This window comes from Arthrobacter sp. CAN_A214 (genome assembly GCF_015751955.1).
In the GTDB taxonomy this organism is placed as follows: Bacteria; Actinomycetota; Actinomycetes; order Actinomycetales; family Micrococcaceae; genus Arthrobacter_D.
Genome location: NZ_JADOUU010000044.1, coordinates 1 through 11216 on the forward strand (window position 1 = coordinate 1; position 11216 = coordinate 11216).

Below are 11216 nucleotides of genomic sequence, written 5' to 3' on the forward strand. Positions count from 1 at the left end.
GGATGGTGAGCTGCGTATCGGGGGTGAGACCGATGTCGGAGAAGTATCTGAGCATTGCGGGGTCGGCGTCGGAGATCCGGACGACGGTTACTTCACTTACCGGTTCTGCGTTGCGGAGTTGGATGGCGCCGGGGCGGTGTGGTTGGCCGTCGGCGGAAGGTATGGGGTCTCCGTGTGGGTCGCGTGTGGGATGCCCTAATCGTTGGTCGATGCGTTCGATCATGGTGTCCGAGACGGCGTGCTCGAGGACTTCGGCTTCATCATGGACTTCGTCCCAGCCATAGCCAAGGACCTGGACCAGGAATGTTTCCAGGAGCCGGTGCCTGCGGACCATGTCTACGGCATGCGCGGATCCGGCAGGGGTGAGCTCGATCGTCCCGTACGGGGCGTGGGTCACAAGACCCTGGTCCTTGAGTTTTTTGATGCTGTCCGACGCGGTGGAGGGCCGCACTCCCATGCGTTCGGCCAGAACGGTGACCGTGATCGGAGTTGGCGACCATTCCGTGGCAGTCCAAATGAGTTTCAAGTAGTCCTGGGCGGAATTGGTCAGGTCGGATACCGGCATGCAACCAAGCCTAACGCAGGACAACCGGGGAATTAGGTCCAGCAAGATCGCTAGTACGGCCTACTACGCTTCGATGTTAGTCTAAGCGAACTTGGATGTTTGAAGAATTGGATTTGTGATGAAGCGACCTCTGCACACCGCATCAATGATGCCCAGTCGGCGCGGGATGCTTTTCGGTGCGGCAGCGGCGGCCGCAGTGCCGTTGTCGATGCTCGGCCGGGGCCAGGCCGTTGCGCAGTCAGAGGCGATGGACCACACCGCGATGACGGGGGACGGGGCGTCCAATCATGCAGGGCATGCTGGCTTCCCATCGGGATCGGTTTCCCCCGGACGGGCAGGTATCGATCCGACGGCGATCCTGCGTGACTTCGACAAAGGCACCGTCAGTACTTTGCCGGATGGCAGGACCTTGCGTGAATGGGACATCACGGCGTACGACCGGGATATAGAAATCGCGCCGGGAGTGATGTTCCCGGGATGGACGTATAACGGCAGGATTCCGGGTCCCAGCTTGTGGGCGCAGGAGGGTGATGCGCTGCGCATTCATTTCACCAACGGCGGATCCCACCCGCACACCATGCACTTCCACGGGGTACACCGGGCCGAGATGGATGGAACCGCCGGGATCGGTGCCGGATCGATCCTGCCCGGCCAACGTTTCACCTACGAATTCGATGCCGAACCGTTTGGCACCCACCTCTATCACTGCCACCAGTCACCGCTGGCCCCGCACATCGCCAAAGGCCTCTACGGGGCGTTCATCGTCGAACCCAAGGCCGGCCGACCGGAGGCTGACGAAATGATCATGGTCATGAACGGCTATAACACCGACGGGGGAGATGACAACGAGTTCTACTCCGTCAACGGTCTGCCGTTCCACTTCATGGACTACCCCGTGCAGGTTACCAAGGGACAACTGGTGCGCATCCACCTGATCAACATCCTCGAATACGACCCCATCAACTCCTTCCACATGCACGGAAACTTCTTCCACTACTACCCGACCGGGACGTCCCTGACCCCGAGCGAATACACCGACACCATCATGCAGGCACAGGGACAACGCGGGATCCTGGAGATGCGTTTCCCCCACCCGGGCAAGTACATGTTCCACGCCCACAAAACCGAGTTCGCTGAACTGGGCTGGATGGGTTTTTTCGAGGTCAGCGACTCATGACCCGCCTCGAGAGCGCCCCGCACAAAGCGGAGAAACGGACGAAAATACCCCGCTGGGTCCTGGGCCTTGGGCCGCTGGTGTTGATCGCTGCCCTGATCGCACTGTTCAGCCTGCTCAATGCGCCCGGCCTGACAGGTCTCGGCGACGACAGGCCACCCGAAGAAGCCGTCGTGGTCGAAAACATTGAGCTGACCGACGGTCTGATCACCCTGACCGTGCGCAATGAGGGCGCCGATCCGGTCAGTATCGCCCAGGTCGTCGTCTCTGACTACTACGCCGGGTTCACCCAGAGCGAGAACCAGATGGCGCATCTGGAAAGCAACACCGTCACCGTCTCCTACCCCTGGGTTCAGGGTGATCCCTACGACATTTCCTTGATCACTTCAGCCGGTGGAAGAGTGGACGCCACGATCGATGCAGCGGTTCTCAGCCCGGACAAAGGCACCTCCTTCTTCGGGCTCATGGCGCTGCTGGGAATCTATGTCGGTGTCATACCCATCGGCCTCGGACTGCTATGGATGCCCTTCGTCCGCCGATCCTCACCAGCCTGGATCCGCGGTCTGCTCGCCTTCACCGTCGGCCTCCTGGTATACCTCACCATCGACGCCACCCTCGAAGGAATTGAACTCGTCCGCGACAACGCCTCCTACGGCGGCCCCCTCGTCGTACTCCTCGGCGCCATCACCGCCTACCTGATCCTGGAAGGCATCGAAGGCTGGGCACACCAACGAACTACCCACCCAGCCGGCACGGCAAACCCCGCCCAACCAGCCGGCATGGCAAACCCCGCTCGATTGTCGCCGCAAATGCTGTCACTGCTGATCGCTGTCGGCATCGGACTGCATAACCTTGGTGAAGGCCTGGCCATCGGATCCGCCTACGCTGTGGGTTCCCTCGCCCTCGGCGCGTCCCTCGTCATCGGCTTCGCGATCCACAACACCACCGAAGGCCTCGCCATCGTCACACCCCTGGCCTCACAGCGCCCACCACTGACCCGCCTCGCCATCCTCGGCCTCATCGCGGGAGCACCAGCAATCCTCGGCGCACTGATCGGAGCCACCGTCTACCAACCCACCTTGGCCGCGTTCCTACTCGGCATCGGAGCCGGCGCCGTGGGACAAGTCGCCACCAAACTCCTTCCCATGCTCAAAGACACCACCGGACGAACCCTCACACCCCTCACCGCAAGCGGCATCATCGCCGGCCTCATTTTCATGTTCGCCACCGGACTCCTCGTCATCACCTGACCAGAAACCCGCCTAAGCGGCTCCCCCCTGATGGTTGCAGATTGATTACGGCGCTTCAAATAGGACGTTGTAGCCGATTAGGTTCTTCTACTAGAGAGGGCAGTAACACCGCGGTGCTGCCGATGGGACACTCTCACCTGTGCTGCCGGTGCTCATCCTGGGGGAGAGCACCGTCAACCCACCCGCTGGTATTTCTGGCATCGCATCATCTCAGCGTGAAGGTCCCTCACCGCATGGTTGCTCCCAACTCACCAAACCCCTCTCACCCATCGTCATCTGAGCTAGCCGATTTGCTGTGCAGTGTCGGAGAACAGGACGAAGAAGCCTTCGATGAGCTGTACCGGCGTTGCTCACACCGGGTGTACGGGCTGGTGCGCAAAGTCATCGTGGACGCTGGGATGAGCGCGGACACCACGCAGGAGGTGTTCTTGGCCCTCTGGCAAGGAGGTACAGCCCGCTACGATTCAAACAAGGGCACTGCGATGTCCTGGATCCTGACCATCGCCCACCGTAAAGCCGTCGACAAAGTCCGACTGGAACAAGCCCACCGTGTGAGGGCTCTTCAGTGGGGCATCACCCACCAGGACGTTGACTACGACCACGTGTCCGAAACCGTCCTCGCCCGTGACGAGGCTACAACCGTCACTGCATGTCTGGATGATCTGTCTGCACTTCAACGCGAAGCGATCCATCTGGCCTTCTACATCGGTCTGAGCTACAGCGACGTCGCCGAGTACCTCGGCATCCCCACCGCCACCGCAAAAACACGAATCCGGGACGGCATCAAACGACTCAGCACTTGCCTTAACGCAGACAGCCGCATCGCCCGTTAGCCGATGCCTAAGCGCAACGGCGGAGTTTGCATGCCTATGCATTGGGTTGCATAGCGCGAAAATCAGTCGATGTGATGTTTTGGGCCGCCCAGAGGTGTTGCGTAGGGGCGGGCTTCACCGCGACACGTTCAGTACCGAGTTGCTAGGTCGGGGTTGCGTTGCAACCGGTGGGTAGTGAACTGGTGAGAGGTTACTGCTGGTCCAAGGCCTTCGGTGTATCAACCCGAAGCAGCGAAGAGGGAACATCCGGGTGAGACCAAGAAGGGCGTGAGACGGTGTACACACGCTGGGGTTGCCCTTATCAGAGCCTGTCGGTCTGGTTAGGCTGGCAGTGCGGGCCCGTCCCGCCGTCGTCTTGGAAGAGCGACGCTATGCGAGGTGATTGGAGCATCCTGTGGACACACGATCGACGACAGTAAACGGTATGAGCGCGCGCTGGGTGGAGCACGGTACGGGCAGGCCGGTTGTTCTTGTACACGGGATTCCGACCTCGTCGCGGCTTTGGCGCCACGTGATGCCGTTGGTCGACGGGCGGACGCTGGCATGGGAGATGCCCGGCTATGGATCGAGCATCCCCGACGGGAGGGACCGTGACCTCAGTCTGTCAGCCCAGGCCGGATATCTCCTGGAGTGGATCGAATCCCTTGACCTGGAGGAACCGCCGGTCCTCGTTGGCCACGATCTCGGCGGGGGCGTTGCGCAGATCGCCGCCGTGCGTGCAACTGAGCGCTTCGCGGGCCTGGTCCTGACCAACTCCGTGTGTTATGACTCGTGGCCCATTCCCAGTGTGAAGGCGATGCAGCGTGTGGCACCGGTGCTGGCGTTCCTGCCTCAGGTGCTGATGTACCCGACATTCGTCCAGCTGGTTCACCGCGGCCACGATGACCGGAATATTGCCCTGGAATCCCTCGCGGAGCACTGGGGACCGTACGTGTCCCATGGCGCGGCGCGGAGCATGATGCGCCAGGTCGCCGCACTTGATGTCCAGGACACCCTGGATATTTCGGACCGGTTGGTGGGCCTGGATCTGCCGGCACGGGTGGTGTGGGGTGAAGCCGACGCGTTCCAGAAAATCGGGTATGGGGAGCGGTTGGCCGCCGACCTCGGAGCGGAGCTGACCCGGATACCCGGAGGCAAGCATTTCACTCCCGAAGACCATCCGCGGGACATCGCCGATGCCATCAACTCGCTCCTTACAGGAGCCCGGAAGGACTAGCCCTATGTTCACCACGCCGTCCGTCATCGTTTTCGACGTCAACGAAACCCTGTCCGACATGGGCCCTCTTGCTGACGCGTTCACCCGCGCCGGGGTACCTGCTTCCCTTGCCCGACTGTGGTTCACGGAAGTCCTCCGCGACGGGTTCGCCCTCACCTCGGCCGGGGACAACCCTGCCTTCGCTGACCTTGCCACCGACAGTCTTTCCCGCCTCCTGACCCAGGCCTCAGGACCGGGGGACTACCAGGAGCAGGTCGAAGCGATCATGGGCGTGTTCAAGAACCTCTCCCTGCACCCGGATGCCGCACCCGGGATCAAGGCGCTCAGCCGTATCACCCAGCTGGTGACACTCAGCAACGGTGCTACCTCGGTGGCGGAATCCCTTCTGAGCCGGGGTGGCGTCGAAGACGAATTCTCCCGGTTCCTCAGTGTTCAGGACGCGCCCCGGTGGAAACCTGCTCGCGAAGCCTATGACTATGCGGCCCGGGAGATCGGGCAGAGCGTCGACCGGCTGCTACTCGTCGCTGTGCACCCTTGGGATATTCACGGCGCCAACGCCGCCGGTCTGCGCACCGCGTGGATCAACCGCACCGGGGCTTCCTACCCTTCCTATTTCACCGCGCCCGACATTGAAGCCGAAGATCTGGTGGCTCTGGCAGGGAAACTTTCCGGGTCCTGAAACAGGCTGCAGCTCCGGACCGGATCACCTATCGCCCCCGGGCCCGCAGGCCCTGGGGGCAAAAATGACGCGCGTCGTCAGTTATGACCCAAAAATTTGGCAGGAGCCCACTTCATGTTCTCCGGCCAGGTAGAAGGACAGGATGGCCTGGTGGAGTGATCGCTGTCAGTGTCACTGAGGTGTGTCGCTGCTGGGTTCGATGGTGACGCCGCGCCAGAAGGCGACACGGTTCTTGATCGGTAGTGCCCGCTGTTTTGGTTCGGGGTAGAACCAGGCGGCGTCCGTGTTCTGCTGTCCGTTCACTTCAAGGGTGCGGTAACTGGCCTTACCCTTCCACGGGCAGACAGAGTACATGTCGCTGTCCTTGAAATACCGTTGGTCGACCGCGTCCATGGGGAAGTAGCTGTTGCCCTCGACCACCACAATATCCTCGGACTCGGCGATGACCGCTCCGTTCCACAGCGCTCTTGCCATCATGGTTCCTTTCCCTGTGGCCCGGCCAGCTTTGCCTGACCGGGTGTTGGTGTCCCTGGGGCCGTGGAGTTTTTCGCGGTCCGGGGGTTTCTTCCGCAACTGTAGGACCGCCGGGGCCTGGCTCACGGTGTCCTGGGTTACAGAACTATCGTTCACCGGTGCCTAGCGTACGAAGGGGCCTGAAGATCAGGGACCGTCGTTATCACCACCTAAGGAGAGCCGTGACGTTCGATAATTCGACAACAGCGCTTGTGCTGACAGATCCACAGAATGATTTCCTCAGCCCCGACGGGGTGACGTGGGAATTGGTCGGCAATAGTGTGCGGGAGAACAACACGGTTGAACACATCGACCAGTTGCTCGCGGCCGCCAAAACCACCGGGTACAAGGTTTTCATTTCCCCGCACTACTACTTTCCGCAGGATCACCAGTGGGAATTCGGTGGGACGCTGGAAAAGAAGATGCACGAAATCGGGATGTTCGACCGGCCTGGGCCCTTGAGTCTGGAGGGATTCGAAGGATCCGGTGCTGACTGGTTGGAGCAGTACAAGCCCTACATCCAGGACGGGAAGACCGTTATCTGCAGCCCCCACAAGGTGTACGGGCCGGAACAGAACGACCTCGTCCTCCAACTGCGCAAACGCGGCATCAGCAAGGTCGTTCTGGCAGGAATGTCCGCCAATCTTTGCATCGAGAGTCACCTGCGGGAATTGCTGGAGCAGGGCTTCGACGTGGCGGTCGTCGCGGACGCCACAGCAGCGGCGCAACACCCTGAACTGGGAGACGGCTACGCCGCTGCGCTGACGAACTTCAACTACATCGCAGGTGCCGTCATCACCACAGACGAGGCCGTCGCCTCCTTCGCAGCCTGACCCTCACCCAACCCTGACCCTGACACTGATAAGGAAATGCATCAGGCTGATGCTTGGTGCGCCCCACGATAAGGAGCCACGATGGCAACCGTTGACATCACCGAGAAAACCTTCGAAACCATACTCAATGACCATGAGATTGTCCTGATCGATTTCTGGGCGGGCTGGTGCGCACCCTGCCGCAGTTTCGCCCCGACCTACAGTGCAGCTTCGGAGAAGCACCCCGATATTGCCTTCACGAAGGTCGACACGGAGGCCGAACAGGAGCTCTCGGCGAAGGCGGGTATCAGTTCCATCCCGACGCTGATGGCCTTCCGTGAGAAAGTCCTCGTGTTTTCGCAGCCCGGGGCACTGGATTTCACGGCACTGGAACAGGTCATCACCGAAGTCAAAGCTCTCAATATGCAAGACATTCATGCCGGCCTTGCCGCGCAAAACGCCGGCGTCAACAGCTAAAAACTCACCTCTCAAACATCAGGACACGAAAGGTCAACAGGATCATATGATTTTCGAACACGCACAGCTCACCGTTCGCCAGGACGGGCATGAGGACTTCCAGACGACGTACCCCGCTATTCGCGAGAACCTCCTGGCAGCGACCGGATGCCGGTCAGTGGACCTGCACCGCAGCGTTGACCAGCCACAGGTCTACCTGCTCCGTGTGGGATGGGACACGCTGACTGACCACACAGAGGTCTTTCCCGAAACGGAGCAGGGCCGCAACGTTCTGGCTCTGCTCGGACCGCACGTGGAGTCCCTGGATATGATCCACTTCGAAGGCACACCCCTTCCACCCTCCGGATAATCGGTAGTCCGTCCCCAGCCGCACTTCCTTGCGGCCTCACGGCCTTCAATCGCCAGGAGACATGGGATGCCGGATCGGGGAGTGCTACCGGCGGCGGCCGGTGCGAATTTGGAGGTGCCCGCCTCGTGCGGAGGCGGCTTGTATGTCGTCGCAGTCGCGTTCGACCCCGGTCCAGGGGTGTGCGGTGATGTCGGCTCCGCCGAGGCGGCATGCAACCCGGGCGAGTGGGGTTGCGAGGGAATAGACACCGGTGGGGGCCTGCATGTCCACCACGGACATGGAAGCGCCAGGAGAGCTCAGAAGGATCATGTTGGTCCAGGCGGTTTCCCAGTCCGCCATGAGGGACAGGGCATAGGTCGCCAGTGCAGCCTCCGAATGCTCGCGCCCTCCCTGAACGGCGATGCTGGCGCATATGTCAGCCGGTGTGAGCGTGGTGGCGTCCGCTTCAATGAGGATGATGTTGGTCCAGCGATTGCGGGTGGCTTTTCGGCGGGCCTGGGCAAGCATATCCGGGCTGCGGTCGATGCCCACGATCCTGCCTTCGGGTCCGATCCGTCGGTGGAGGAGCCCGAAATTCAGTCCGGTCCCGCACCCGATGTCGAGGACCTGGTTTCCAGGTTGCAGCCCCAGGGAGTCGATGCCGAGTTTCCTGCCCGCCCGATACACGGGCCATTCGGCGGAGAACAGGTCGTACAAGGGTGCGAAGCTGCGGTATCTCTCGGCGATCAGAATCACTTCCAGTATGGGAATGGACAACGGCGGGGTAGGCCGCAGTGCCTTTAGCTTATGGTGAAGAGAAATCAGCAGGACTCGACTGACGAGGTAGGAATTGATGGAACGCACGGATGGGATCATCGATTTGCTGGTGGTCGGTGGTGGTACGGCCGGGATCGTGGGAGCAAAGACCGCGGCCCGGCTCGGTGCGAACACGGTCCTGGTCGAATACGCCCGCACGGGTGGGGATTGTCTGTGGACGGGGTGTGTTCCGTCCAAGACTCTGCTCTCCGCCGCGAGGAGCTCGGCGGCTGAGCGTGCCCTCGGTGGCCGTGGAGCGGCTTTCACAGAGGTGCGGGCACGCATCGCGCAGGCCATCGCTGCCATCGAGCCCGACGATTCTCCGGCGTCGCTGGATTCCGTCGGTGCGTCAGTTCTGACCGGTACAGTCCGGTTCACGGCTCCCGGTGAAGCCGACGTCGACGGGAGAACGGTCCGCTTTCGGCAGGCGCTGATTGCGACCGGCAGCGCACCCCTGGTGCCCCCGATTCCCGGCTCGGCGAAGGCACACGTGGTGACATCGGAAACCGTATGGGATCTAGAGGAACTTCCGCAGCGCCTGGTAATCATCGGGGGAGGCCCGATCGCCTGCGAGCTGGGGCAGGCTTTCGCCCGGCTCGGCTCGGCCGTGGTGATGCTGGTGCGTTCGAAGATCCTACCGAAAGAGGACCGCGACGCCGCGGCGATCGTGCGGGACAGCCTGCAGAAGGACGGCGTGGAAATCGTCGAAGGCGTGGAGACCGAAAGCATCAGCACGGTTCCCGAGGACGGCAACAGCAGCGGTGGCGATCCGCGAAGCGTCGTCCACACCAGTGGTGGACGCGTATTCGATGCTGACGTCATCCTGATCGCTGCAGGTCGGAAGGCCCGCACCGAAGGACTGGGGCTCGAGCATGTAGGCGTGGAGTGCGACTCCGCCGGTCACGTGGTGGTGGATTCAGGAATGCGCACGTCCAACCCGAGGATCTGGGCGGCGGGAGATGTGACTCCGCACCCCGACTTCACCCACCTGGCAGGGGTGTATGCGAGCACCGCAGCGTCCAATGCCGTCCTGGGCGTACACCGGTCGGTCAGCACCATCGTTCCCCGGGTCACCTTCACCTCTCCCGAGGTTGCCGCCGTCGGCGCAACCACGGCTGAGGGCAAGGGTCAAACCATCTCGACCGTTCTGCACGCCCATTCGGATCGGGCTATCACCGAGGGGCAGACTTCGGGCTTCACCCGCCTGGTGATCGGCAAGGGCGGACGGATCCTCGGGGGAACGATCGTGGGACCCCGGGCCGGGGAATCCCTGGGCGAACTGACGCTTGCCGTGCACCAGAAGCTCACCACCCGGGACCTCGCCGGCGTCACCCACCCATACCCCACGTTCAACGACGCCCTGTGGAACGCGGCCATCGCCGATGCCCGGACGGCGCTCGAATCGCCTCTGGTCCGCACCGCGATGACCGGCCTGGTGAAATTCAACCGCTGGCGCAACCGGCGGTCCTGAACCCGACTCGACGCTCGGGGGCGGAGGCAGAGTCGGGGAGGGGATGTCAGCGCAGCAGCCGGTAACCGGCCACGATCCGCTGCGTGGCGCTGACCAGGACCAGGAACGCCCACACGGAAGCGATCTGCCAGGCCGCAGCTGGAAAGAGTAGCCAGACACTGTGAATCAGGACGGTCTCCGCGCCCTCGGCCAGGCCGCCCAAGAAGGACAACGAGCGACCGTCATCGATCTGTCGGCCGCTTTTCTCCGCGAGAGAGGAGTAGGCCAGGAACACGCTGCCGTTGATGTAGTAGGCGAACAACACCAGCAGGAAGGGAAGCCATGGGGCGCCAAAACTTGCGGTAGCTCCAATGGCTACCCCGACCACTGTCGCGCCGTAGACCACAAAATCGGCGGAGATATCCCAGAACCCACCCTGCCCCGCATCCGCTCTCGCAGTCTCTAATTGCGCCCTGCGCCGTGAAAGTGGCCCGTCGAGCCCGTCCGCGACCCGGCAGAGCAGCCAGGCGGCCAGGGCGGGAAACCACATCTGGCCGGCTGCGAGGCCGGCACTGGCAAGCCCGAGGACCAGGTTGAGCCCGGTCAGGCGGTTCGGGGTGATCCACGGTACGTCCAGGCGGGCCGCAGCGCTATCGAGCGCGGGTGCGAGGAGAAACCGAAGGCGCGTATCAAACACGGGGTGCCTTGTTGTTGCGCCTCGACCGCACGGCGACGATCAGCCCCGCAAGGGTGAGCAGACCGAGGGCCGCCGTGGCCGCCTGCGCCGGCCAACCGAACTCAAGGCCGAAAGCACCGAGCGCGAGGAAACTCACAGTCCCGGGAAGAATTCCGAGCATCGTACCCCAGAAGTAGGGCCACCAACCCAGGGCGGTAAGTCCGGCGGAGTAGTTGATCGCGGTAAACGGCAGCACCGGAACCAGCCGGACCCCCACAACGGCGGGAAACCCGCGCTTGCTGAGCACGGCGTCGATCTTTTCCACCCGGGTTCCGGTGAATTTCTCGACAGCGTCGCGGCCCAGGGCGCGTCCCAGCCAGAACGCCGCGGACGCACCCAGCAGCGCCGCGCAGTAGACGATCGCCAG

At 62.4% G+C, this 11216-nt stretch carries 14 protein-coding genes; 9 read left to right on the forward strand and 5 right to left on the reverse strand.

Annotated elements, in window-relative coordinates; genetic code table 11:
• On the reverse strand, window positions 1-565 hold a 565-nt coding region (locus IWX65_RS16430), incomplete at its 3' end, for a metal-dependent transcriptional regulator (RefSeq protein WP_196884581.1).
• A 118-nt stretch (window positions 566-683) separates the two neighbouring features.
• On the opposite strand from IWX65_RS16430, the gene IWX65_RS16435 reads away from it, so the two are divergent.
• From IWX65_RS16435 to IWX65_RS16455, 5 genes are all read left to right on the forward strand, one after another.
• Window positions 684-1742 (forward strand): multicopper oxidase domain-containing protein, encoded by a 1059-nt coding sequence (locus IWX65_RS16435; RefSeq protein WP_334683954.1) that lies wholly within the window; start codon window positions 684-686, stop codon window positions 1740-1742.
• On the forward strand, window positions 1739-2989 hold the full coding sequence (locus IWX65_RS16440) for a ZIP family metal transporter (RefSeq protein ID WP_196884583.1): 1251 nt from the start codon (window positions 1739-1741) through the stop codon (window positions 2987-2989). Before IWX65_RS16435 ends, IWX65_RS16440 begins: the two co-directional genes overlap by 4 nt.
• Before the next feature lie 233 nt (window positions 2990-3222).
• On the forward strand, window positions 3223-3822 hold the full coding sequence (gene sigK, locus IWX65_RS16445; RefSeq protein WP_334683952.1) for an ECF RNA polymerase sigma factor SigK: 600 nt from the start codon (window positions 3223-3225) through the stop codon (window positions 3820-3822).
• 394 nt (window positions 3823-4216) lie between these two features.
• Window positions 4217-5038, forward strand: coding sequence for an alpha/beta fold hydrolase (locus tag IWX65_RS16450; protein WP_196884587.1), 822 nt, complete (start codon window positions 4217-4219; stop codon window positions 5036-5038).
• A 4-nt stretch (window positions 5039-5042) separates the two neighbouring features.
• Window positions 5043-5717 (forward strand): haloacid dehalogenase type II, encoded by a 675-nt coding sequence (locus tag IWX65_RS16455; protein WP_196884589.1) that lies wholly within the window; start codon window positions 5043-5045, stop codon window positions 5715-5717.
• A 171-nt stretch (window positions 5718-5888) separates the two neighbouring features.
• On the opposite strand, the gene IWX65_RS16460 is transcribed toward IWX65_RS16455, so the two are convergent.
• Entirely contained in the window at window positions 5889-6194 is a 306-nt protein-coding gene (locus IWX65_RS16460) for a DUF427 domain-containing protein (RefSeq protein ID WP_334683953.1), read from the reverse strand.
• 218 nt (window positions 6195-6412) lie between these two features.
• Here IWX65_RS16460 and IWX65_RS16465 point away from each other — a divergent pair, with 218 nt between their 5' ends.
• The 3 genes from IWX65_RS16465 (at window position 6413) to IWX65_RS16475 (ending at window position 7868) form a co-directional block, all read left to right on the forward strand.
• Entirely contained in the window at window positions 6413-7063 is a 651-nt protein-coding gene (locus IWX65_RS16465) for an isochorismatase family protein (protein WP_196884591.1), read from the forward strand.
• 81 nt (window positions 7064-7144) lie between these two features.
• Window positions 7145-7519, forward strand: a complete 375-nt coding sequence (locus tag IWX65_RS16470) for a thioredoxin family protein (protein ID WP_196884593.1) — start codon at window positions 7145-7147, stop codon at window positions 7517-7519.
• 46 nt (window positions 7520-7565) lie between these two features.
• The gene (locus IWX65_RS16475) at window positions 7566-7868 is read left to right on the forward strand and encodes an antibiotic biosynthesis monooxygenase family protein (RefSeq protein ID WP_196884595.1); all 303 of its coding nucleotides are present in this window, start codon (window positions 7566-7568) and stop codon (window positions 7866-7868) included.
• Between the two features lie 84 nt (window positions 7869-7952).
• On the opposite strand, the gene IWX65_RS16480 is transcribed toward IWX65_RS16475, so the two are convergent.
• Complete coding sequence (locus IWX65_RS16480; RefSeq protein ID WP_196884597.1) at window positions 7953-8711, reverse strand: class I SAM-dependent methyltransferase; 759 nt, start codon at window positions 8709-8711, stop codon at window positions 7953-7955.
• Between IWX65_RS16480 and IWX65_RS16485 the strand changes: the two genes are divergently transcribed.
• Window positions 8701-10134, forward strand: a complete 1434-nt coding sequence (locus IWX65_RS16485; protein ID WP_196884599.1) for a dihydrolipoyl dehydrogenase family protein — start codon at window positions 8701-8703, stop codon at window positions 10132-10134. The genes IWX65_RS16480 and IWX65_RS16485 overlap by 11 nt on opposite strands.
• Before the next feature lie 46 nt (window positions 10135-10180).
• On the opposite strand, the gene IWX65_RS16490 is transcribed toward IWX65_RS16485, so the two are convergent.
• Both IWX65_RS16490 and IWX65_RS16495 read right to left on the reverse strand, forming a co-directional pair.
• Window positions 10181-10810, reverse strand: a complete 630-nt coding sequence (locus IWX65_RS16490; RefSeq protein WP_196884601.1) for a CDP-alcohol phosphatidyltransferase family protein — start codon at window positions 10808-10810, stop codon at window positions 10181-10183.
• Window positions 10803-11216: TVP38/TMEM64 family protein (locus tag IWX65_RS16495; protein ID WP_196884603.1), on the reverse strand; the 414-nt coding region annotated here is incomplete at its 5' end. The genes IWX65_RS16495 and IWX65_RS16490, both read right to left, overlap by 8 nt.